21 protein-coding genes, 1 tRNA gene and 1 pseudogene are annotated in these 21,835 nt (G+C 56.1%); 13 read left to right on the forward strand and 10 right to left on the reverse strand.

Translation table 11 applies throughout. The features are described from left to right. Positions 1-32: 32 nt before the first annotated feature. The 3 genes from KP808_RS00405 to dibA all read right to left on the reverse strand — a co-directional run bounded on the left by KP808_RS00405 (position 33) and on the right by dibA (position 3,501). The gene (locus KP808_RS00405) at positions 33-1,043 is read right to left on the reverse strand and encodes a sulfate ABC transporter substrate-binding protein (RefSeq protein WP_002551396.1); all 1,011 of its coding nucleotides are present in this window, start codon (positions 1,041-1,043) and stop codon (positions 33-35) included. 150 nt (positions 1,044-1,193) lie between these two features. Continuing rightward, the gene (gene oscA / locus KP808_RS00410) at positions 1,194-1,376 is read right to left on the reverse strand and encodes a sulfur starvation response protein OscA (protein ID WP_002551397.1); all 183 of its coding nucleotides are present in this window, start codon (positions 1,374-1,376) and stop codon (positions 1,194-1,196) included. A 196-nt stretch (positions 1,377-1,572) separates the two neighbouring features. Beyond that, the gene (gene dibA, locus KP808_RS00415; protein WP_057403403.1) at positions 1,573-3,501 is read right to left on the reverse strand and encodes a phosphodiesterase DibA; all 1,929 of its coding nucleotides are present in this window, start codon (positions 3,499-3,501) and stop codon (positions 1,573-1,575) included. Positions 3,502-3,656: 155 nt separating this feature from the next. On the opposite strand from dibA, the gene desA reads away from it, so the two are divergent. Together desA and KP808_RS00425 are read left to right on the forward strand one after the other, a co-directional pair. Next, positions 3,657-4,841, forward strand: a complete 1,185-nt coding sequence (gene desA, locus KP808_RS00420; RefSeq protein ID WP_044321075.1) for a delta-9 fatty acid desaturase DesA — start codon at positions 3,657-3,659, stop codon at positions 4,839-4,841. Between the two features lie 129 nt (positions 4,842-4,970). Further along, positions 4,971-5,969 carry a GGDEF domain-containing protein gene (locus KP808_RS00425; protein ID WP_044324137.1) on the forward strand — a complete coding sequence of 333 codons (999 nt, stop codon included), beginning with the start codon at positions 4,971-4,973 and terminating at the stop codon, positions 5,967-5,969. Positions 5,970-6,228: 259 nt separating this feature from the next. Here KP808_RS00425 and KP808_RS00430 read toward each other — a convergent pair whose 3' ends face one another. From KP808_RS00430 to KP808_RS00450, 5 genes and pseudogenes are all read right to left on the reverse strand, one after another. Continuing rightward, entirely contained in the window at positions 6,229-7,623 is a 1,395-nt protein-coding gene (locus KP808_RS00430) for a response regulator (protein ID WP_122258657.1), read from the reverse strand. A gap of 156 nt (positions 7,624-7,779) precedes the next feature. Further along, complete coding sequence (gabT, locus tag KP808_RS00435; protein WP_005732800.1) at positions 7,780-9,060, reverse strand: 4-aminobutyrate--2-oxoglutarate transaminase; 1,281 nt, start codon at positions 9,058-9,060, stop codon at positions 7,780-7,782. A gap of 179 nt (positions 9,061-9,239) precedes the next feature. Continuing rightward, positions 9,240-10,682 (reverse strand): NADP-dependent succinate-semialdehyde dehydrogenase, encoded by a 1,443-nt coding sequence (gabD, locus tag KP808_RS00440; protein ID WP_230017242.1) that lies wholly within the window; start codon positions 10,680-10,682, stop codon positions 9,240-9,242. A 328-nt stretch (positions 10,683-11,010) separates the two neighbouring features. Next, positions 11,011-11,091: pseudogene (locus KP808_RS00445) on the reverse strand (LysE family translocator); the annotation flags it as partial. A gap of 45 nt (positions 11,092-11,136) precedes the next feature. Beyond that, positions 11,137-12,405, reverse strand: coding sequence for an FAD-dependent monooxygenase (locus KP808_RS00450; protein WP_230018991.1), 1,269 nt, complete (start codon positions 12,403-12,405; stop codon positions 11,137-11,139). Between the two features lie 168 nt (positions 12,406-12,573). Here KP808_RS00450 and KP808_RS00455 point away from each other — a divergent pair. The 4 genes from KP808_RS00455 to KP808_RS00470 all read left to right on the forward strand — a co-directional run bounded on the left by KP808_RS00455 (position 12,574) and on the right by KP808_RS00470 (position 14,454). Further along, a tRNA-Arg gene (locus tag KP808_RS00455) sits at positions 12,574-12,650 on the forward strand. A 432-nt stretch (positions 12,651-13,082) separates the two neighbouring features. Beyond that, complete coding sequence (locus tag KP808_RS00460; RefSeq protein ID WP_057403957.1) at positions 13,083-13,586, forward strand: Hcp family type VI secretion system effector; 504 nt, start codon at positions 13,083-13,085, stop codon at positions 13,584-13,586. A 10-nt stretch (positions 13,587-13,596) separates the two neighbouring features. Next, positions 13,597-14,028: an STM2901 family protein gene (locus tag KP808_RS00465; RefSeq protein ID WP_122258661.1), complete on the forward strand. Its 432-nt coding sequence runs from the start codon at positions 13,597-13,599 to the stop codon at positions 14,026-14,028. Next, a complete protein-coding gene (locus KP808_RS00470) occupies positions 14,029-14,454 on the forward strand; it encodes a DUF1493 family protein (protein ID WP_057440765.1) in 426 nt (141 codons plus the stop codon). 1,080 nt (positions 14,455-15,534) lie between these two features. On the opposite strand, the gene KP808_RS26030 is transcribed toward KP808_RS00470, so the two are convergent. Then, a complete protein-coding gene (locus KP808_RS26030) occupies positions 15,535-15,912 on the reverse strand; it encodes a DUF6678 family protein (RefSeq protein WP_407692666.1) in 378 nt (125 codons plus the stop codon). A 133-nt stretch (positions 15,913-16,045) separates the two neighbouring features. Between KP808_RS26030 and KP808_RS00475 the strand changes: the two genes are divergently transcribed. The 3 genes from KP808_RS00475 (at position 16,046) to KP808_RS00485 (ending at position 18,275) form a co-directional block, all read left to right on the forward strand. Beyond that, a complete protein-coding gene (locus KP808_RS00475; protein WP_230017243.1) occupies positions 16,046-16,789 on the forward strand; it encodes a hypothetical protein in 744 nt (247 codons plus the stop codon). Positions 16,790-17,017: 228 nt separating this feature from the next. Next, a complete protein-coding gene (locus tag KP808_RS00480; protein ID WP_005745763.1) occupies positions 17,018-17,353 on the forward strand; it encodes a hypothetical protein in 336 nt (111 codons plus the stop codon). A 157-nt stretch (positions 17,354-17,510) separates the two neighbouring features. Then, positions 17,511-18,275, forward strand: coding sequence for a hypothetical protein (locus KP808_RS00485; protein WP_230017244.1), 765 nt, complete (start codon positions 17,511-17,513; stop codon positions 18,273-18,275). A 216-nt stretch (positions 18,276-18,491) separates the two neighbouring features. On the opposite strand, the gene KP808_RS00490 is transcribed toward KP808_RS00485, so the two are convergent. Beyond that, positions 18,492-18,833: a hypothetical protein gene (locus KP808_RS00490; protein ID WP_230017245.1), complete on the reverse strand. Its 342-nt coding sequence runs from the start codon at positions 18,831-18,833 to the stop codon at positions 18,492-18,494. 415 nt (positions 18,834-19,248) lie between these two features. Between KP808_RS00490 and KP808_RS00495 the strand changes: the two genes are divergently transcribed. The 4 genes from KP808_RS00495 to KP808_RS00510 all read left to right on the forward strand — a co-directional run bounded on the left by KP808_RS00495 (position 19,249) and on the right by KP808_RS00510 (position 21,827). After that, positions 19,249-19,545: a chorismate mutase gene (locus KP808_RS00495; RefSeq protein ID WP_230017246.1), complete on the forward strand. Its 297-nt coding sequence runs from the start codon at positions 19,249-19,251 to the stop codon at positions 19,543-19,545. Positions 19,546-19,844: 299 nt separating this feature from the next. After that, a complete protein-coding gene (locus KP808_RS00500; protein WP_230017247.1) occupies positions 19,845-20,615 on the forward strand; it encodes an SDR family NAD(P)-dependent oxidoreductase in 771 nt (256 codons plus the stop codon). A 31-nt stretch (positions 20,616-20,646) separates the two neighbouring features. Then, complete coding sequence (locus KP808_RS00505; protein WP_230017248.1) at positions 20,647-21,111, forward strand: GNAT family N-acetyltransferase; 465 nt, start codon at positions 20,647-20,649, stop codon at positions 21,109-21,111. Further along, positions 21,108-21,827, forward strand: coding sequence for a hypothetical protein (locus tag KP808_RS00510; protein ID WP_230017249.1), 720 nt, complete (start codon positions 21,108-21,110; stop codon positions 21,825-21,827). Before KP808_RS00505 ends, KP808_RS00510 begins: the two co-directional genes overlap by 4 nt. Positions 21,828-21,835 lie beyond the last annotated feature (8 nt).

A 21,835-nucleotide genomic window follows, 5' to 3' on the forward strand; every position in this document is an offset into this window, starting at 1 on the left:
GCGATGCCACTCGCGCGGCATCCTGATTCGGTTTATTGCGCTTGGTAAATCTGGTCGAACACGCCGCCGTCATTGAAAAACTTCGGCTGCGCAGTTTTCCAGCCACCAAAGTCTTTGTCGATAGTCACCAGATCGAGTTTCGGGAATTGCTTCTCGTACTTGGCGGCCACTTCGGCATCACGTGGACGATAGAAGTTTTTCGCCGCAATTTCCTGACCTTCCTTGCTGTACAGGTGCTTCAGGTATTCAGTCGCGATTTCGGTGTTGCCCTTCTTCTCGGCGTTTTTGTCGACTACGGCTACCGGAGGTTCGGCGAGAATCGACAGCGACGGCACGACGATATCGAACTTGTCTTTGCCGCCGTCTTCTTTCAGCGCCAGGAACGCTTCGTTTTCCCACGCCAGTAGCACGTCACCCTGACCGTTGTTGACGAAGGTGATGGTCGAACCGCGCGCACCGGTATCCAGAATCGGCACGTGCTTGAACAGCGTCTGCACGTATTCCTTGGCCTTGGCTTCGTCACCGCCGCCCGCCTTCAGGCCGTAAGCCCAGGCAGCCAGGAAGTTCCAGCGCGCACCGCCGGAGGTTTTCGGGTTCGGTGTGATCACCGAGACGTCTTTCTTGATCAGGTCACCCCAGTCCTTGATGCCTTTGGGGTTGCCCTTGCGCACCAGAAACACGATGGTCGAGGTGTAAGGCGTACTCGCGTCCGGCAGACGGGTCTGCCAGTTTTCCGGCAGGGTCTTGCCCAGCTTGGCGATTTCGTCGATGTCACCGGCCAGTGCCAGGGTCACCACGTCAGCACGCAGACCGTCGATCACGCCACGGGCCTGCTTGCCTGAGCCACCGTGCGACTGTTTGATCTCGACCTTGTCGTCCGGATGGGATTTTTTCCAGAAGTTGACGAATTCTGCGTTGTAATCCTGATAAAGCTCGCGTGTCGGATCGTAAGACACGTTGAGCAGTTCGTAATCCTTGGCAACAGCCGAACCTGCAAAAACAGCACTGGCGAGAGCGGCCAGAGCGAAACGGCGAATGGACATAGATGAAGCTCCTGGAAATGCGGTGTGTTGGCTTTTTTAATTTCTTCTTGGCGCGTCAGAACGGCATCCGCACGGGCGCGCTGCTTTTTTCAGAGGAGGTATCAGGAGTCAGAATGAAACCCTCCGGTTGACCAGTCGGGTGATGCCGCTTCAGCTCTGCTTGGCAGCGGGGTTCTGCAAACGAAACTTTTCCTTGCGCTCGATCTGCACCACTTGTGCGTTGTGCACAGTGATTTCGACGGCACCAAAACGCAGGTCACGCAACGCACTTTGAATTTCACGCAGAATTGCTGCTTCGTCCTGACCGTCAACACTACGTAGAGATGCGCTCATTGCCTTATTCCTTGAAAGATGAGGAGCCGGCCGTCGCGACTTGGGGCGATGGCGTATGGCGGTAAGGCAATAATAGTGAGGTGCGGATATTCTTAAAAAGACTATTTAAGAATGCAGATATAACCAAAAGAAATTTAGCGGTTGGAGATTTCGCCAAGATGCGTTGCACACCCTGGCAAGCCTTGCTCTGGCAGCTTCAGCCGGGCTGCTCGAAGACCGGTGCATGCGTCCAGTCGATCGCTTGCGCGACCATTGGCCGGGCAAACCAGTAGCCTTGGCCCAACTGGCAACCGTTGCTCAGCAGGAACGCAGCCTGATTGGCATGCTCGATGCCTTCAGCCAGCACCCGCATGCCCAGGCTGCCGGCCAGCGCGATGACCGCTTTCACAATCGCAATATCGTCATCGTCGCCCGGCAGTCCAGCCACAAAACCCTGGTCGATCTTCAGCTTCTGAACCGGCATGCGCTTGAGCCGCAACAGCGAAGAATAACCCGTACCGAAGTCATCGATGGCCAGGCTCAGGCCCAGTTCGCGTAGGCGATGCAATTGTTCGATCGCCTGTTCGGGGTCTTCCATGACCGCGCTTTCAGTCACTTCCAGCTCCAGAAAGGCAGGCTCAAGCCCGGTCTCATGCAGTGCCTGTGCTACCCGACGGTCGAGGTCGCCATGATTGAACAGGCGGCTGGAGACGTTTACCGCGACAAACTCGACCGGTACACCTTCCGCCAGCCAGGCCTTCATTTGCAGACAGGCGGTTTTCAAGACCCAGGCATCGATATCGGCGATCAGCCCGCTTTGCTCGGCAATCGGAATGAATTCCCCCGGCGAAACCATCCCGCGCTCGGGGTGCTGCCAGCGCACCAGAGCCTCGACACCGCGAATACGGCGGGTGACAAGATCATGAACCGGCTGATAGAAGACCCGCAGTTGTTCCAGTTCGACGGCCTGACGCAGCTCGTAGGCCAGTTGCACGCGCTGCTGGGCGTGAGCAGTCAATTCCTCGGTGTACAACGCATAACACTCACGACCGTCGCCCTTGGCCTTGAACAGCGCCGAGTCTGCATTGCGCAACAGTTGCTCGGCGGTCAGCGCATCGCCGGGGAACAGGCTGATGCCAATGCTGGCAGTCACAAACAGCTGATGCGCGGCAATCGCGAAAGGTGCCTTGAGCGCATCGATCACCTGCTGTGCCAGTGCGGCAGCCTGAACCATCTGCGAGCAATTCTTGATCAACAGGGCGAACTCGTCGCCACCCGGACGCGCCAGGGTCATTTCGTTGCCGGACACGCTCTTGAGCCGCTCGGCGACGGCCCTGAGCACATCGTCGCCCACGTTGTGGCCCAGGCTGTCATTGATGTTCTTGAAGTGGTCCAGGTCGATCAGCAACAGTGCGCAGCCGCGTTTGCTGGCGCGCGCCGAAGTCAGCGCCTGGCTGATGCGATCAGTCAGCAGCAGGCGATTGGGCAAATCGGTCAGCCCATCGAAGTGAATCAACTGGGCCAGCTCCTGCTCGGAGCGTTTAATAGCTGTTATGTCGGAGAACACCGCTACAAAGTGCCTGGGTTGGCCGTCGTTGCCCATAACACTGCGAATGGTCTGCCATTGCGGGTAGATCTCGCCGCTTTTGCGCCGATTCCAGATCTCGCCGCTCCACTGGCCCTCGCTGATGATCGAGTGATACATCTGTTTGTAGAACTCCGGGCCGTGTCGGCCGGACTTGAACTTGCTGGGGTTGAGGCCCAGCACTTCTTCGGCCTGATAGCCGGTGATATCGACGAAAGCGCGGTTGACGTGAACGATGCGGCCCTGCGCATCGCTGACCAGTACCCCTTCGCGGGTGCTGTCGAACACCGCTTCCGCCAGCCGCAGCCGGTCGTAATCGGTTTGCTGGCGCTGAAAAAGCGCATCGCCGCCGATAAGGCTCCTTAATCTGTAACGTGCGATGAAGATCATGACCGCGCTGAGCAACACCCAGCTGTAACCGGTCATCAGTTGCCAGAACGCCAATCGAGCGGGTTCTTCGATGAAAAAGGGCAGCAACAGGTCGCACGTCACAAACCACAAAATGGACAGCAGCCCATACAGGACGGCCGTTCGCAGCGCGCCAAGGGAGTAATCTGACATCGGAAACGAAGAACCTCAGATAAAGCCGGAATTATAAAGCAAGAAACATCCTGCGACTCTTATCTGAAAGGGTGACTGGTTTTCTGTGGGATGTCAGTGATAATGCACGCGTAACTTTTTTCTTCATGAGTATCTTTACGAGGGCCAAACAGCCTATGTGGTACAACGGTTTGCTCGACCTTTCTGTCTGGCAGGTAATAGCAGTCACGCTGGCGATGACCCATGTGACTATTGTCGGCGTCACGGTCTATCTGCACCGCTACTCAGCCCACCGCTCGCTTGAGCTCAATGCGGGGCTGAAACACTTCTTCCGTTTCTGGCTGTGGCTGACCACTGCCCAGAACACCCGCGAGTGGACAGCCATCCACCGCAAACACCACGCAAAATGCGAAACCGTCGACGACCCGCACAGCCCGGTCGTCAAAGGCCTGTCCACCGTGCTGCGCAAAGGCGCCGAGCTGTACCGCGAAGAAGCGCAGAACCAGGACACCCTGCGTATCTACGGCAAGAACTGCCCGGAAGACTGGATCGAGCGCAACCTGTATTCGCGCTACAAGCTGCTGGGTATCGCCCTGATGGCGGTCATCGACGTGGCGCTGTTCGGTGCCCTCGGTATCACCGTGTGGGCCGTGCAGATGATGTGGATTCCCTTCTGGGCTGCTGGCGTGGTCAACGGTCTGGGCCATGCCGTCGGCTATCGCAACTTCGAATGCCGTGACGCGGCCACCAATCTGGTGCCGTGGGGCATCGTGATCGGCGGCGAAGAGCTGCACAACAACCACCACACCTATCCCAACTCGGCCAAGCTGTCGGTCAAGCCCTGGGAATTCGACATGGGCTGGGCGTGGATCAAGCTGTTCAGTTTCCTGGGTCTGGCCAAAGTCCAGCGGGTCGCGCCCATCGCCCATCGAGTCGAAGGCAAGGGCCACATGGACATGGACACCGCCATGGCGATCCTCAACAACCGTTTCCAGATCATGGCGCAGTATCGCAAGCTGGTAATTGCGCCGCTGGTTACCCAGGAACTGGCCAAGGCCGACGAATCGGTGCGTCATCAGTTCAGTCGTGCCAAACGGCTGCTGTCACGTGAGACCAGTCTGCTCGATGACAAGCACCACTTGCGCATCCAGACCATGCTGGAACACAGCCATGCGTTGAAAGTGATCTACGAAAAGCGTCTGGCGTTGCAGCAGATCTGGGTCAAGACCAGCAGCAATGGCCATGACATGCTTTCAGCCATCAAAGAGTGGATTCACGAGGCCGAAGCCAGTGGTATTCACTCGCTGCGTGAGTTCGCCGACCAGCTGAAAACCTACTCGCTACGCCCCGCCCACGCCTGATACCGTTGATCGGCGCGCCTCCCGCAGGTGCGCCGGTCCCGGAACTTATCCCCTGCCAATCTATCTCATCAACTTTCCCGCCAAACGGGATAGGGCACGGCACTGGCCGTAACGCTTGAGATGGATCTTATGGAAAAGCAGCCTCCTACCTCCCTACCCGGCACGCCGATCACTGATATGCCCGCAGCCGCAGAAACCCTGTTAGCCCTGATGCACGCCCAGGCAGAAGTTGCCCGCCTGAGCGAGCGTGAACAACTGTTCAGCTCATTGTTGGTGAGCGTGAATGCTGTTCTGTGGGCGTTTGACTGGGAAACCCAGCACATGATTTATGTCAGCCCGGCGTACGAGCGTATCTTCGGCCGCTCGGCGGGCTTGCTGCTGGCCGATTACAGCGAGTGGCGCGACAGTATCTACCCGGATGACCTGAACTACGCCGAGCGCAGCCTCAACGAGGTAATCGAGAAAGGCTCGATAGAGGACCGCGAGTACCGAATCATCCGTGCGGACGGTGAAGTACGCTGGCTCAGCGACAAATGCTTCGTCAGCCATCGCGCCGACGCCAGCCAGCGTCTGATCGTGGTGGGCATCGCCGAAGACATCACCGACAAGAAACACCTCGAGGATGAGCTGCAACGCCTGGCAACCACCGACGTGCTGACCCAGAGCAGCAACCGTCGGCACTTTTTTGAATGCGCCCAGCGCGAGTTCGAACTGGCTCGCCTCAACGGCACGCCGCTGGCCTTTCTGCTGCTGGATATCGATGACTTCAAGCTGGTCAACGACACCTACGGCCATCAGGAAGGCGATACCGTGCTGCAACGCATCGCTGAAAGTGGCCGCTCGGCACTTAGACGTGGTGATTTGTTCGGGCGTATCGGTGGCGAAGAGTTCGCCGCGGTATTCCCAGGCTGCGCGCCGGATATGGCCATGCAGATCGCCGAGCGCCTGCAACGCGAGATCCAGCGCCAGAACTTCCAGTCAGGCGGCACCACCTTCAGCATCACCGCCAGCCAGGGCCTGACCAACCTGGGCCCGGAAGACCCAAGCCTGGAAACCCTCTACGGCCGTGCCGATGCTGCCATGTATCAGGCCAAGCGCCAGGGCAAGAATCAGATCGTGCTGGTCTGACATGCCTTCTCGACTGTAGAAAGCACGACTGGCCCTTCGCGGGCAAAGCGGATCGCCGCCCGGTCGCTCTTACAGGAGTTTGCGGTGCTTTGTGGGAGCGAGCTTGCTCGCGAAGAGGGCGGGGCTGTCGCTGGATTTTCTGCGTCAGGAATATAGCCTTCGCGAGCAAGCTCGCTCCCACGAGTGTGCACACGGCATGACGCCCTGAGGGAGCGACTGGGCGGCGGTCCGTCTTGCTCGCGAAGGCCTCAGTCAGGTTCTACTTTTCGATCGGGCCCTGAACGGCACTGGCCGGGTCCTCGATTACAGCAGGCTCTTCGGCAGGTGGCTCAGGTGTCAGGTCCAGCAAATCAGGCTCGTCTTCCCCCTCAACCGTCTCGGCAGCCACTTCAGGTTCGGTCGGCAAGGGTTTCAACAGGCTAGGGTCAGTCACGCCGGTCAGTTTCTTGCGCAAACGCTGCAAGTCACCGACGCTCAGCTTCAACAACTTGGCCGACTTGGTCTTGATCAGCGTGTTAACACTCTCTTCCTCGCCCAGACGTGCCATCTGCCCCGCCAGGTTCATTGCCAGCACTTCGCGAGTGAAGATGCCGGTGTTGTACTGATACACCGCAGCGATCAGCTCACGCAGTTCCAGCGGCAAACGCCAGCGGGTGCGCAGAGCGGAGCCGAAAGCAGCCGAATATTGCTCCAGCGATTGCTTGATCACGTCTTCATTCAGCTCGCCACCGGCCAGCAGCCACTCCTGCAAACAACCCAGCACAGCAAGATCGCCCAGCGACTGCAGCAGACCGGCGCAGAAGCAACGCTCTACATCCAGCTCCAGCATGCCGCCCAGAATGCGCGCGTAATCAGCCGTGCGCTGCGACATGGTCCAAAGCTCACTGGCCTGGGCCAGCAACGCGTCGCTGGTCAGCACTGCCATACGTTTCTTGGCCAGGCCTGATGCGATATTTGCGCCCTGCACCGGCCCGAGAATGGCCAGCGCCCCGCCCATGGTCTGCACCGGCTTGCCCAAATGTTGCGCGGCACTGTTGGCGGCGGCAATCAACACGGCGGTGATGTGCGGATCGTTGCGCAGCTCCTGCTCCAGCAAGGCAGCGTCGATGCCATTGGCGGTCTGGCTGAGTTTTATCGCCGTCGCGACATCGACGAACAGCGGCGCGCCGTCAGCCACGTCACGGCGCTTGTCGAGAAACTTGGTCAGCGTCAAACCCGGCGTCAGCGCGGGCACTGCGCCCGCAACCGGGGCCTGACGTTCCAGCAGCAGGCTTTCCAGGCGCTGGCGCAGCCCTTCGGTATTCAGGGGTTTGGTCAGATAAGCAGTCGGAGCCAGTGGCAAGACCTCACGCACGCTGGCGCTGTCGTTGCGATTGCTGATCAGAATGAACGGGATGGCGGGCTGACGACGCAGGTTGCGTACGCCACGCAACAGGCTCAACCCGTCGATCCCCGGCAGCTCGCGTGCGGCGATGATCAGGTCAGGCAGTTGTTTCTTCATCCACTCGACGGCCTGCTTGCCATCGGTACACATTTCCAGGTCGACGTCCGCTCGCACACCCAACACCAGATCGCTGAGTGTTTCGCGAACCCACGGATCAGACTCAGCAATCAATACGCGAGGTACCGCGGGCAAATCTACAGCAGTCATCATGACTCTCCGACATCGATGCGTTCACCTTAGCCAAAGCCTTCGTCCGGATATAGCAAAAAGAGCGAAATACCCTGCTCCAGACCAAAAAAAACCCGTCGAAACGGGCTTTTTTTGTCTGTTTGGTCATAAATTAATCAATTTACGACTTCACACTTTTTACGCGATTTCAGCGAAGCATTCTTCCAGAATGGCCAGCCCGCGGGTCAGCAATTCGTCTTCGGCGGTCAACGGTACCAGTACGCGCAACACGTTGCCGTAAGTACCGCACGACAGCAGGATCAGACCCTTGTCACGCGCCTTGGCAACCACCTGCGCCACGGCAGCAGCGTTAGGCTTGTGCGAATCGCCGTCTTCGAACAGCTCGACGGCGATCATCGCGCCCAGCGCACGCACTTCGCCGATGACCGGGTACTTGGCCTGAATGCCCTTGAGCGCAGTTACCAGACGCTCACCGACTGCCTTGCAACGGTCCAGCAGGTGCTCTTCTTCGAAGATATCCAAAACCGCCAGTGCAGCAGCGCAGGCTACCGGGCTACCGGCATAGGTGCCGCCCAGACCGCCCGGTGCGATGGCATCCATGTACTCAGCCTTGCCGCACACGCCCGCCAGCGGGAAACCACCGGCGATGGACTTGGCGAAGGTGGTCAGGTCAGCCGCAACGCCCATCTGCTCCATCGCGAAGAACGTGCCGGTACGGCCAGCGCCGGTCTGCACTTCGTCAGCGATCAGCAGAATGCCGTGCTTGTCGCACAGCTCGCGCAGACGCAGCATGAACGCCTTCGGTGCCACGTAGAAACCACCTTCGCCCTGAACCGGCTCGATGATGATTGCAGCGATGTCCTTGGGCTCGGCGTCGTTCTTGAAGATGCGCTCGATGCTGGCGATGGAATCGTCAACGCTTACACCATGCAGCTCGCAAGGGTACAGCGCGCGGAAGATACCGCCCGGCATCAGGCCCATGCCCGCCGAGTAAGGCACAACCTTACCGGTCAGGCCCAGGGTCATCATGGTGCGGCCGTGGTAAGCGCCGGTGAAGGCGATCACGCCCGCACGGCCAGTGGCAGCACGCGCGATCTTCACGGCGTTTTCAACCGCTTCGGAACCGGTGGTGACCAGCAGGGTTTTCTTGTCGAAATCACCCGGCACTTTGGCGTTGATCTTCTCGCACAGCTCGACGTAAGGCTCGTAGGCCAGCACCTGGAAGCAGGTATGGCTCAGCTTGGTCAGCTGCTCTTGCACAGCGGCGATGATCTTCGGGTGCAGGTGACCGGTATTCAGAACGGCAATACCGCCCGCGAAGTCGATGAATTCACGACCTTCCACGTCGGTAACGGTCGCGTTCTTCGCCGAAGCAGCGAAGATCGGGTGGATCTGACCAACGCCACGCGGGACGGCAGCATGGCGGCGTTGCATCAGGGATTCGTTAGTCTTGCTCATGTATTCCTCATTCGCCGCTCATCGGTCGGCGTGGGTCAAGGATCAGGCGGACCGGATCAACTGCGGCAGCATACGATGATCGACTGCTGCAGCCTTCAGGCCACCAGGAAACTGCGGTGCAACAAAAGCCGATGACACGTCGCTCTCGCGCGCCATCGGCTGCAATACCCAAGTGTCGGTCAGACCGACAGGCAGAGGTATTTGATTTCCAGATAATCTTCGATGCCGTACTTGGAGCCTTCACGGCCCAGGCCGGACGACTTGATACCGCCGAACGGTGCCAATTCGTTGGAGATCAGGCCGGTATTGATACCCACCATGCCATATTCCAGCGCCTCGGCAACACGGAACACGCGGCTCATGTTCTGTGCGTAGAAGTACGACGCCAGACCGAACTCGGTGTCGTTGGCCATCGCGATCACTTCAGCCTCGTCCTTGAAGCGGAACAGCGGGGCCAGCGGACCAAAGGTTTCTTCCCTGGCCACGGCGGCATCTTTCGACACATTGACCAGAATAGTCGGTTCGAAGAACGAGCCTTCCAGGCTGTTGCCGCCAGTCAGCACGGTTGCGCCTTTGCTGACCGCGTCAGCGATGTGTTCCTTGACCTTGGCCACGGCCTTGTCGTCGATCAACGGGCCGGTGGTGACGCCGTCTTCCAGGCCGTTACCGATTTTCAGCTTGCCGACCGCTACCTTGAGCTTCTCGGCGAACGCGTCATACACCGCGTCTTGCACGTAGATGCGGTTGGCGCACACGCAGGTCTGGCCGTTGTTGCGGTACTTGGAGATCATCGCGCCTTCGACCGCCTTGTCGAGGTCGGCGTCGTCGAACACGATGAAAGGCGCGTTACCGCCCAGCTCCAGGGAAACCTTCTTGATGTCCTTGGCGCACTCGGCCATCAACTGGCGACCAATGTCGGTCGAGCCGGTGAAGGACAGTTTGCGCACGATCGGGTTGCCGGTCAGCTCGGCACCGATATCGCCTGCGCTGCCGGTCACCACGCTGAACACACCAGCCGGGATACCCGCACGCTCGGCCAGTTCAGCCAGGGCCAGTGCCGAGAACGGCGTTTGAGACGCAGGCTTGAGCACCATGGTGCAGCCCGCCGCCAGTGCAGGACCGGCCTTACGGGTGATCATCGCGGCCGGGAAATTCCACGGGGTGATCGCCGCCGTCACACCAATCGGCTGCTTGAGCACGATCAGACGCTTGTCTGGCTGGTGACCGGGGATCACATCGCCATAGACGCGTTTGGCTTCTTCCGCGAACCACTCGATAAACGACGCTGCGTAGGCGATCTCGCCCTTGGCTTCGGCCAGCGGCTTGCCCTGCTCCAGGGTCATCAACAGACCCAGGTCGTCCTGGTTTTCGATCATCAGCTCGAACCAGCGACGCAGCTTGTTGCCGCGATCTTTGGCGGTCAGTGCACGCCAGGCCGGCAGCGCCTTGTCAGCCGCCTCAATTGCCCGGCGCGTCTCGGCTGCGCCCATTTTTGGCACAGTGCCGAGGATCTCGTTGTTGGCAGGGTTGTTGACCTTGATCGACTGACCACCGTCCGCATCCAGCCACTGGCCGTTGATGTAGGCTTGCTGGCGGAACAGTGTGGAATCTTTGAGCTGCATGTCGGCCTCCTAAACAGCATCGCCCGAGAGGCGACGCGAACAATTGATATCGATGCACCCCATTTGGAAGCCATCGTCAGGAAAACATTCCATCGGGTTCCAGCGCTGCGCAACGCATGAAGGCAGGAAGACCGAACAAGAGCGTTTGAAATCTCAAACGAATCCTAGGCATTGCGGGGGCAAAGGACAATAGCCCGTTCGAAAAAAAGAACGGGCGTATCGAGGTGTGTGGTTTTCTGATCAGCGACGAACCTGACCGCAAGGCAGCCGCAGTGTGATCAGGCAGCGCATAAAAGCCGTGAGCGACCACGGAGCAACCGGCGAAGGTCACGATCAACCTCAAGGCATTGCCGAACGACCCGATCATCGTCCTGGCCGGGCCGTGGCTGATCGAGTTCGACAGCGCCATGAGCACCGCAGGGCCCGGCGCTGGTTTTAACCCACGCCTGTAGCGCTATCGATAATCCGGAAGCGTGAAAGACTGCACCGCCGGGGTCAGCGCCCTGGCAGCACGCTTGCTGATGAAGGGCGTTGCCACCAGCCGCTGCACGGCGCGCAGGATCTTCACCCCGGTCTGACTGCGAGGATGGACCAGACGCGGAACAAGTTTCGGCACGCTCTGCGACTTTTTCACCACAGGGCGCAGGACATATTCGTACGCGGCAAGCGCCTCGGCAATAGTGTCGGTCTTGGTGAGTTCGCCCGCCAGCACATACGCGCCAATCAGCGCCAGCGAAGCACCGACTCCACCCAGTGGCGTGACACACCAGGCCGCATCGCCCAGTAACACCACAGGGCCGCTCGACCAGCGGTCCATCTTCACCTGACGCAGGTCATCGAACCAGAAATCCTCCGCCGCCTCCATCCCCTCCAGTAGGCGAGGCACCTCCCAGCCCGCGCCTGCAAACGACGCGCGAAGAAACGCCTTCTGCTCGGCAACACTGTTACCGACCGTCAGGTGGCTACGGCCGTGCACATTAAAGAACGCACGCGTCGTACCGCGATTATCCGGACGAACGCCCGCACTCCGACCGCCCACCGCGTTATACCAACGTGCCGTCTGGCTATCAGTCGGCGCGCGGGGCACAGTGAAGAACGCGCTGGCTAAATCCATCCGGCGCGGCTGATTCTCGCCGGGGAACACCAGCTCCCGCGTACGCGAACCGACACCTTCAGCAATGATCAACAGATCAAAACGCTCCTCGCCACCGCCCTCGAACGTGACAGATACGCCCTCATCATCATGCTCGACCGAGACAATGCGATCACCAAAGCGATAGAACGCGTCGGCAGATGACGCCTCATACAGCAGACGAGCAAGATCACCGCGCAACACCTCAAGCTCAGCCGTCGGACCATCGCCCTCCAGACCGGCCAGATCGATGCGCGCCGCCGTGCGGTTATCCTCATCGACCCACGCAAGCCCCGTCTCGCCGGTATTGAGCTCCTTTACCGCCTGCTCAAGCCCCATCAAACGCAGAACCTGCCGAGCCGCGCCCCGCACATCCACATTCTGCCCGCCATCGCGAAAGGCAGACGCCTGCTCGACAACCGTGACATCACAGTCACGCTGCGCCAGCCACCAGGCCGCGGCACACCCCGCGATACTGGCCCCGGTAATAAGAACGCGGCACGGGCTGCGCTCGATGCTTTTGAACTGATTGATAAGATGCCCTCGGTGAGAACGATCTGGCTGAGTGGTATGGGGAGCATCATGCACCAGCTGGTGGTTGTGCCGGTAGCCGTGGGCTGTTCCTTTGTGGGGGGCAGTGGGTGTGGGGTGATGAAAGGCTCGCTGGCGTCAGTCGGCACGGGGCGCGGGATGATTTGCGTTGCAGGCCGCCTGTAACTGGACGCCCCGTACCCATGTGAGTATCATGGCGCCCGCGTCGCACCAGTAGCTCAGCTGGATAGAGTACTGCCCTCCGAAGGCAGGGGTCGTGGGTTCGAATCCCGCCTGGTGCACCATATTTTGCAGTCTGGATGTGTCTTGAGTTGTGGACAGTCTATGAAATGCCCGAAGCCCGCCTTGTGCGGGCTTTTTTGTTTTTGGTGCCTTGGCAAAACGGGTCTGAACATGTAGCGGAGGCGCTCTATTTCAGTGACACGCGCACCGATTTGTAAGGGAAATACCGCCCCCAGCTCCGCAGAATGTCCTCAGCTTGAAAACCTCTCGTCGAGCTACTCCAGGCGCTGCTACCTGAACATATGGAGTCGAGATCAGCCCTGCTGTGCTTCGGGAATTTTTCTGTGGATAGATAGTCCCAAGCCCGGAAGCAAACGATCCTTGCTCAATCAGTGCGTGGGGCGCTGGCCTGATCTGGTTAAGCAAAACAGCAAGTGCTAAAGCGGGCGTGCCTGTACGCCAGCTAAAATTTAATCAAGCTCCAAGGAGGGGGAATGGCATTCGACGCCTTTTTACAGATCGAGGGTCTCCAAGGGGATTCCACTGATGCTAATCATAAGCACTCAATTGAGATAACTGGATATAATTTAGCAGCTACTCAGTCAATCTCCCGTACGGCTAGCTCAGCGGGCGGCGCAACCGCTGGCCGTATTTACTTAAGCGATTTTAGCATTACAAAACTCGTAGACTCTGCAACCCCAAAACTATTGGCCGCATGCTGTTCGGGGCAACACTTCAAGAAAGCAACGTTGAGTGTTTATCGTGCAGGAGGCGACAAGCAAAAGTACATGGAAGTAACGTTTGAGAACTTTATTGTAAGCGGGTTTTATAGCGGGAATATATTTGACGCATTGCCCAGCGCTTTTCCAGAAGACGTTGTTTGGTTTAGTTACTCAAAAATCAAGATGACATATTCACAGCAGAGTAGAGCCAATGGGCAAATGATAGGTCAAGTCGTTGCCGGATGGGACCAGGAACGAAACACCACTTATGCATAAGGATATTTAAGTGCCAAGAATTTACTGCTACGACGGTGACTGTGGGCTTACAGCAGATCAACTGCTGTGGACAATTGCAATCGAAACCACAATGGAAGAGTTTGGAATTGACGACATCGCTGCGGCCTTGTCCATCGTTTCGGGGGCAAATGTAATTCCAACGCGCCGTAAGCCCGGTGGAACTATAAAAAATACTTCCGTAGCCTCTATCGTTTCAAGGCGGATATTTAGAAAGCGTAAATTTCCCGGGGGTTACAGGGCTCCGACTATCGTCGGCTGGAGACCTCCGACTGTGCGGGTGACACCGTACATTGGCGCATTTGTAGGTCGAGCCATTCCAGTGGTCGGTTGGGCGTACACAGCTGCAGAGCTAGGACTCATCGGCTATAAAACCGTCGTCGCATACAATGCCATTGTAAGCGCTGAAGATCAGGTGTTCTGAATGAATAAAGATAGCGTGGACTATGAGCTGCTGAACGACATAGTCAGGTGTATTCAAGAAGTGTTTGAATTCAGCAAGGATGCATTTGAAACTCTCAGCCTGGCCACTGATATTAACCGTGAGCTGGGCATCGAAGGGGATGATGCCAATGAGCTGATGCCCGAGTTCTTTGAGCGTTTTTCCATAAACATAGATAACTATGATCCCTACAGGTATTTCGTACCTGAGGGATATGATTTTTTCTCCTTCAGGCGAAGCAAGGACAGGCGCGGCAAGATTCCTATAACTTTGGGCATGCTTTATTTGGCGGCTAGAGCAAAAGTCTGGAACACACAAGAATTAGAAAGCGTAGAGTTTAGTCCTGCTCCGCTTTATAACTGTACGTCTGAGATTCCTCTGCCAGGTTATAAAATAAATAATAGGTAGAAGCTCAACCGCACGCACACCGAGCACGTCGGACTACGCTAATCAATGTGGCAGAAGTGAGTCTCGGCTACTCGCTTATTCCAAGGTAGCAGACGTAATGCGCGCGCTGTGATTTTTAGCATAACGCAAATGCGTCGTCCATACCTACGATGCTCAGGCCGTTTATAGGGAGGAGGTGCTTGTAAAATTCGGCCATCTTCACTTCAAGTGCTACTAGTACCATATCAAACTAAACGTCTCCGCCGGGTAGTTATGTCTATATGATTTTTATAAGAAAATCATACATATAGAAGTTATGTTGCTCGGATACTGCACGCTAGGAGTACATCTATTTCTGGAAGCTCCACGACTGCTCTTGTTTTGCGTCCAGTAAGAATGGGATAATTTCAATAGTAAAGGGGATGCATGGCTTGTCAGTATTCCCAATTTTCTATCAGCCAGCAAAGATAGCCAAACGGTTTAAATTGCCCATGCTTTCTGAATTGCCGAATGACGGTCTCTGGCCGAAAGCATCAGCTCCTGAACGACCGCTTTCGACTGATTCTGTTGAGAAAATCGGTTTTCTCGAATTGCCAGAAACCTGACGAGTGAAAGAGTATATTTTTCGCGCTGCTACGTGAAGTCTGTGCTCGAAAGCCTATACGGCTATTCAAGATTTCAATCTCATGTGCTTATTTTTCTGCCGTGAAAGCCTCGTCCGACTGTTTTCAAAAGAATAGTCTGATAGCGGCCATTGTACACGGTTGCTCGAACATATGGACGAAGGCACTATCACGCAGCTCCTCATTGTTGAATTACATGTGCATCACTCTAGTTACGACTATTTTATTATTTATTTTCAAAAGGTCAGGTGAGCTTGCTCCTATTCCTTACGAAATGAGCTCCATCAGCGAATGGAGACCGGCATACACCGAGGGCTTTGAGCGCCTCTGCTGCATACCGGCAGAGAATCTCGGATCTTCAGTAGCCGACGTTTCCCAGCTTAGTGAACCTACCCAGACTTATGGAGAAGCGATCCCTGTTCCTGAGGCCTTTGCCTCGATACGTCCGACAATGCCAACTATACGAAACCTCAGACACTCAGACCCACAACGGCTGCATTCCCGGTCTGGTGTAACCCCAAAGACGTGGTACCCCATCCTCTAGAGAAAAGGGCAGATTGTGCTTTCTTAGGATAGAGAGTAGCCATTCGATTGAATCAGCTCTGAGTTCGATCCACTCAATCTCTGCCACCGGATGGATGTGGTAATGCCATTCTCCATCCCAGTCTGTGCAGTAATCGCTTGGGGCCAAGACGCTGTGCAATCTGAATTCTGGCTTCATGTGCGGGGCGTTGGTCATGGCGTTGATCAGCTCAGCCCATTTAGTGTTGTTCATTACGGGAAAAATGGCGCCCGTAGTCAGCAGTCGTCGAGTTTTCGCTTTTGTAATCTCGTCGAGCTCAGGTAACTGATGCATAAAATTCGCGCGATGGTGTGAGGTGAGTGCAGTCTAACCCAACATACATTGCATGATTGAATGGGTACGGACGCTGGGCATCGTTTAGAACGAGCGGTATTGTTTCAACTCAATCACAGGCGCAGGAAGCACCATGTTTTGGAAAAGAGACGGCACCCTCAAAGTAGAGCTACTCACTCCGGTTGCTCTGAGCATACCGCCAGCTCCACCGCCACCTGACACGCCAGAACAGTCGGTCGACAAGCGTGCGACCACCAACGCGGAACTGGCCTTCAAACTGATCACCTATGGAACTCTGGCATCGCAGGCAGCGTTGCTGGTCCTCGGGTATTCAATTCTGGTAGGACGTTACGAGCAATTCGGAATCGATACGAACGAGCTAGCGCTAGGGACCCCTTCTCTCCTGCTCAATGGTTATGTTGACCTTTTCTCCAGAGCAATCGACATGGCGAGTCAATCGCCAACCATTGGACCAGGGCTATTGGCGTTCATATTTGTTGCAGTTGCGGCGGTTTTTGTCAGCCTGGTGACGAAGCGCCTCACAACGGCCATTATTGTGGGGCTCTCAGCCTGGATAGGGATGTTCCTATTTGTGGCATTCTTTGTACCGGCACTCGGGGTTCAAAACGGAGTAAATAAAGGCTTAGCGGACTTCAACAAATATACGCATCTGGAAGCCCCATTAGGGCTGGATAAAATACATACGGTCATCACGGACAAAAACGAACGACTCACCGGCTACCTGATCCTTGCGGATGGTAAAAGCACATTTTTACTTGTTGGAATGAAAGTCTTTAAGCTTGATGGCAGCTCTGGCCGGGTGATCCGGGAAACAGAGCTGACCGTCAAACAGCCACCTGATGAGCCCAAAAAGTAGGCCGCGAGCATGACCAGTAGCCGGGGCTCTGTATGCCCACATGTATGCCCGCAAAAACCGAAGACTGGTAGACCTAACAAATACGGGCCTACCGGCCTCCAGTTCAAACGACGTCTGGGCATGTGAGAACGCCTCGACACCTCTTAAAAAAATACCTAAACCACCACCCCAGCGAGTAAAGTACCGCCGCCCGAGACGTGGATCCGGGTTTTCCCATGGAGTTTCACCTTGAAGTCATTTAGCAAAGTCGTCGCCGCAGCAGTATGTGGTCTGGTTCTGGCGGGTTGCACCGGCACCCCTATGAAAACCCCGCAATACGACAGCAGCCAATACACCGTCGTAGGTCACAGTGAAGCAAGCGCCACCGGCCTGATGCTGTTCGGTCTGATCCCGATTCGTCAGAACGACCGTTTCGTTCGTGCGCAGAACAGCGCCATTCAGGCCAAGGGTGGCGATGCGCTGATCAATACCCAAGTGCAGGAGAAGTGGTTCTGGGCCTGGGTCCTGAACGGCTACACCACTACCGTTTCTGGTGACGTGATCAAGCTGAAAACCGCTAAATAAGCACCGCTCGGTTTCAGAAAACCTGGTTCGCCGGGCTTTTCTGTTTCTGGCGATTGGCGGATGCGCTATCGAGCGATGGAGTAAGCGCTGACATGCATCGTTACCCACCGCCAAAAGGTTTAGCATTCAGCCCACTTTCGGATGTGAAGTTTTCTGCATGACGGCCTTCTACCTCAAGTTACTCATCACCCCCGCGCTCATGCTGGCCATTTCGTTAGCGGCCAGGCGCTGGGGCACTGGTGTGGCGGGGCTTCTTTCTGGTCTGCCAATGACCTCGGCGCTGGTCATGCTGTTTCTCAGCCTTGAGCAAGGCACCCAGTTCGCCTCGATGGCGGTGCCTGGGGCATTGTCTGGGCTGGCGGCGATTCAGGCGACTTATCTGTTTTATTTTCTGGTTACTCGACGCGTTTCAGCGGTGGCGGGATGCGTCCTGGCATTGGTGCTGTATGGCGCAACGGCCTTTTTGATGAACCTGTCGGGCTCACTGGCGCTGTCGATCATCTTCACGCTGCTGATGGTTGCGTTGATCGTTGTTGCCACCTCGAAACAGGCACCATCGGATGTAGCGTCATACGTTGCAATGCCGCGCTGGGTCATCCCGATGCGAATGCTGACGGCCACCCTTCTGCTGCTGGCGATTACCGCAAGCGCTACCTGGCTCGGGCCGCTGGTCAGTGGGCTGCTGGCGCCGATCCCGGTGATCGCCTGGCCGCTTGCAGTGTTTGTCCACGTTCAAGGCGGGCGTTACGAACTGGCGGCAATAGTCCGAGGCAATGCCATTGGCGCTGTCGGGGTGGTGAGTTTCTACCTGACCCTCAGGTATTCCATATTGCAATGGGGCGCGCTTGTGTCTATCGCGGCTGCCGTTTTGCTTGCTCTGGTGGTGACGGCTGTGTTGGCGCGGTTGTTGGCGAGGCGGTAGGGCTTGTAGTTGCTCCGCCTAAGTCGTGCATGCATCAAGGTGGTGTTTCAGAAGCATCCCACTAGGTATTTTCTTGCTCGTGGCCTTCTTGGCTGCTGCATCCGGCTTCAAGGAGGTGCTGACGTGTGATGAACTCAAAAATGAGCCACCAAGACGACAATCTGCTACGTGCAGCATCTGAACCGTTGACGCCATTTTTAATAGGTTAATATATAATTACTTGCATCCTGCCCAGCTAAAATATTTAACAAGGAAAGATTTATTTTTCTTTTCAATGTGCGAGTCTATTGACTTGAGTATTCCGCTAAAAAGAACATGTTCTTCAACGCCAAATCTTTCAGAAATGAAGCAAAGTTCATACCATGACAGTATCTCATCAACTGAAAAGTCGCCGGACTCTTGGAGCCTTATATAACTGACTATATCTTTTCTCAGCGAGAGGCTGGAGTAATAAGATTTTTCTGACATCCACTGCTCAATCACCTCTTCGACGGTAAGCTGTTCAACCCTTTGATCTTCAGGCAGGTGATCGAGTAATCCGTCACTCAACGCCTTCATAAAGCTTATCAACTCCATATATCCGCGCATTGCAAAAAACCTCAAGGAATTGGAAAGGCTGTAAGGATGTATCTGGGCATGTGATTAAACTCGACAAGCTCTATAATTGCGCCTTTCAACATATCAAAAAGAAAATATTAGCCGAGTTCTCTCTCAGATTACCAGCCTAGGGTGTGCCTGGTCTGATTGCACGTTGCCAGCTGTCTACGTACCTAATGTGCAGGCCTCAAAATATCCGCCGACCAATACCGTTGCCTTGGTAAGCCGGCTCGCGAAAAACTTCGCATAACATCACCATCACAGCTTGCAGTGCCGCACACAAAAAAGTCGCGCAACCGAGTAGACGGCTGCCACCGCAGCCCGTTAACGTCCCCTTCGCAACACAATCCAACCCTGTCCTCTCGGAGATCCCCACATGGAAGTCATGTACAGCACAATCGAAGAAGTCCGCACGCACATCGACAATATCGACCGCGACGTTGTCGCCCTGCTGGCCAAGCGGGGCAAACTGGTCAACCAGGCTGCCGCTTTCAAGAAGACTACCGATGACGTCCGCGCGCCCAACCGGGTGGAACAGGTCATTGCAAAGGTGCGAGAGATGGCAAGCGAGACCGGCGCTTCGCCCGAGGTAGTGGAGCAGGTCTATCGTGCGATGATTGCTGCTTTCATCAATGAAGAATTGAAGACCCATGCCGCGCTGGCGAACGCTTGATCTGTCGGGTTTGATACCCAACTCATGGATTGATTTAAAAGCCCCCGCCTTCGTCGAACTCATCCGCGGCGGCAGTCTGGCAGCTGCCGCAGAACGCCTTGGCCATTCACAGCAGGCCGAATAGAAACGCTTCGAACTCGGCTGCATGGCGAAAGCTGTTTAAACGAGCACTCAACTTATCCGCAAGATTGCATAAGCCCCCTTTCGTTGAGCTCCGTATTGGTAAGCAACTGTCCGCCTGAACGCAATGTCTTGCCCCGAAGTCAAAAACACTTCGGCCATGCTCCTCAAGGTGCCTTATGAATTTGATACCCGAACTGAACAGCGAGGCTAACGTGCTGATATGCGGAGCCAGCCGAGGTATCGGCTTGGCACTGTGCGCAACGTTGCTTGCTCGCGATGATGTGGCTCAGGTATGGGCGGTCGCGCGAAAAGCCAGTACTTCTACAGAGCTGGCAACGCTTGAAGAGAAATATGGCCAACGCATCAAACGCGTCGACTGCGACGCGCGCAATGAACAATCCCTCGAAGCGCTCGTGAGCGAGATGCTTGATGGATGCGAGCATCTGCACCTCGTCATCAGTACGCTAGGCATTCTTCATCAGGACGGCGCAAAAGCAGAAAAGGGCCTGGCACAACTGACACTTGCGAGCCTGCAAGCGAGTTTCGCGACCAACACTTTTGCACCGATCCTGCTGCTCAAATACCTACTTCCGTTATTGCGCAAACAACCTTCAACTTTCGTGGCGCTCTCCGCGAGGGTTGGCTCCATTGGCGATAACCGATTGGGTGGCTGGTACAGCTACAGAGCCAGCAAAGCAGCGCTGAACCAGTTGCTGCACACGGCCAGTATCGAATTGAAACGCCTTAACCCGGCCTCTACTGTCCTGGCAATACACCCAGGCACGACGGACACGGAGCTGTCTCAGCCATTCCAGGCGAACGTACCCGAAGGCCAACTGTTCGAACCGGCGTTCTCGGCGGATCGCATTATTGAAGTGATAGGCGCACATGGACCGTCCGACAGCGGGACCTTCTGGGCTTGGGATGATAAGCCTATTGTTTGGTGACTTATCTCACTCACCAGATCCAAGGCAATGCATGAGCCAAGTGGAAATTCGACAAATCACCCATCTCCCCGCGCAAATTCTCGCGTTAGAGAAAGAGGCGATTGGAGAGGGTTTCAGGTTTATCACCCGCCTGATTGCCGAGTGGCACTCCGGGGCAAATCGCTTCGATGCCCCCGGCGAATGTTTTATGGCAGCGTATTTGAACCAGCAACTAATAGGCATCGGAGGCCTTTCAGTTGATCCATACGTCAAAACGAACACGGCAAGGCTAAGACGCGTTTACGTCAGCGCTTCGTCAAGAGGGCACCACGTAGGGCGGACACTGGTAAAGGCGCTTGTTGCGCATGCAGCTCTGCGCTTTCAAAGCGTGCGCCTCGCCACCGATACTTCCGCAGGCGACGCGTTTTATCTGAAGTGTGGCTTTATGCGAATAGATCATGACGATGCCACTCACTCCATGTGCTTGAGCTCCATAGAGAGACCTACCGAAGTATGAATTTGGCCCGCGAAGAAATTCGAGATTTTCTTATCAATGGCGTCGTTGTGGGCGATCTTCTTTTACCCACGCACTATGCAAAACTGGATTGTCTTGATGATTTTCAGGCGGGCTTCCGGACCCACGGGAATACCGGCGAAAGCCTGGTATCCGATACTGAAGGCGAATGGAATCCCGATTGGCATGTCCTTGCAATGACCGGGCTGGATGACCCGGTTTTTATTGCAGCGACCGAAGCTCCAAGCGGCTATCCCGTCTACATAGCCGCCCACGGAGCAGGTCGATGGGACGCAATACAGATAGCGCCGAGCCTTATGGTTTTTCGCCGTTTGCTGGAAGCATTGGCAGAAGTGAATGATGACGTCGTCGAATTCAATCGCTTGATCATGGCCGAGATCGGCTCTGCGAATCAGTACTGGCGTGAAGTAATCGAGGCGCGTCAGGAAGCAGAGCTCCTGGAGCAATCGACACCCGAAATCAGTGCCTATGATCTGGCTGATTTTGAAAGTGGCGACTTGATCGTTATTGCCTTGGGTCTTCATAAGCTCAAGGTCGTTCAGTTAGTCAGCAAAGAGCGCGAATTGTCACTGAAGGAAGCTCTGGCACTTGCCGACGCGTCTGAATTCAAGGCCGGAAGCGACTCAAAACGTCAACTGCGCCAATTGCGCGACCAGTTGAAGGCGTTAGGTGCAACAGTCGAGTTTCGGCCCAATTGACAGCTGGG

The sequence above is a fragment of the Pseudomonas savastanoi genome (genome assembly GCF_020917325.1).
GTDB lineage: Bacteria > Pseudomonadota > Gammaproteobacteria > Pseudomonadales > Pseudomonadaceae > Aquipseudomonas > Aquipseudomonas amygdali.

What these genes read in the sequence shown, in the direction of transcription:
- KP808_RS00460 (WP_057403957.1), top strand. Translation starts at nt 13,083, where the DNA reads ATGGCATTCGACGCCTTTTTACAGATCGAGGGTCTCCAAGGGGATTCC.
- KP808_RS00430 (WP_122258657.1), bottom strand. Translation starts at nt 7,623, where the DNA reads ATGATGACTGCTGTAGATTTGCCCGCGGTACCTCGCGTATTGATTGCT.
- KP808_RS00405 (WP_002551396.1), bottom strand. Translation starts at nt 1,043, where the DNA reads ATGTCCATTCGCCGTTTCGCTCTGGCCGCTCTCGCCAGTGCTGTTTTT.
- KP808_RS00475 (WP_230017243.1), top strand. Translation starts at nt 16,046, where the DNA reads ATGTTTTGGAAAAGAGACGGCACCCTCAAAGTAGAGCTACTCACTCCG.
- KP808_RS00470 (WP_057440765.1), top strand. Translation starts at nt 14,029, where the DNA reads ATGAATAAAGATAGCGTGGACTATGAGCTGCTGAACGACATAGTCAGG.
- gabD (WP_230017242.1), bottom strand. Translation starts at nt 10,682, where the DNA reads ATGCAGCTCAAAGATTCCACACTGTTCCGCCAGCAAGCCTACATCAAC.
- dibA (WP_057403403.1), bottom strand. Translation starts at nt 3,501, where the DNA reads ATGTCAGATTACTCCCTTGGCGCGCTGCGAACGGCCGTCCTGTATGGG.
- KP808_RS00490 (WP_230017245.1), bottom strand. Translation starts at nt 18,833, where the DNA reads ATGAAGGCGTTGAGTGACGGATTACTCGATCACCTGCCTGAAGATCAA.
- KP808_RS00425 (WP_044324137.1), top strand. Translation starts at nt 4,971, where the DNA reads ATGGAAAAGCAGCCTCCTACCTCCCTACCCGGCACGCCGATCACTGAT.
- gabT (WP_005732800.1), bottom strand. Translation starts at nt 9,060, where the DNA reads ATGAGCAAGACTAACGAATCCCTGATGCAACGCCGCCATGCTGCCGTC.
- KP808_RS00485 (WP_230017244.1), top strand. Translation starts at nt 17,511, where the DNA reads ATGACGGCCTTCTACCTCAAGTTACTCATCACCCCCGCGCTCATGCTG.
- oscA (WP_002551397.1), bottom strand. Translation starts at nt 1,376, where the DNA reads ATGAGCGCATCTCTACGTAGTGTTGACGGTCAGGACGAAGCAGCAATT.
- KP808_RS00505 (WP_230017248.1), top strand. Translation starts at nt 20,647, where the DNA reads ATGAGCCAAGTGGAAATTCGACAAATCACCCATCTCCCCGCGCAAATT.
- KP808_RS00500 (WP_230017247.1), top strand. Translation starts at nt 19,845, where the DNA reads ATGAATTTGATACCCGAACTGAACAGCGAGGCTAACGTGCTGATATGC.
- KP808_RS00510 (WP_230017249.1), top strand. Translation starts at nt 21,108, where the DNA reads ATGAATTTGGCCCGCGAAGAAATTCGAGATTTTCTTATCAATGGCGTC.
- KP808_RS26030 (WP_407692666.1), bottom strand. Translation starts at nt 15,912, where the DNA reads ATGCATCAGTTACCTGAGCTCGACGAGATTACAAAAGCGAAAACTCGA.
- KP808_RS00495 (WP_230017246.1), top strand. Translation starts at nt 19,249, where the DNA reads ATGGAAGTCATGTACAGCACAATCGAAGAAGTCCGCACGCACATCGAC.
- desA (WP_044321075.1), top strand. Translation starts at nt 3,657, where the DNA reads ATGTGGTACAACGGTTTGCTCGACCTTTCTGTCTGGCAGGTAATAGCA.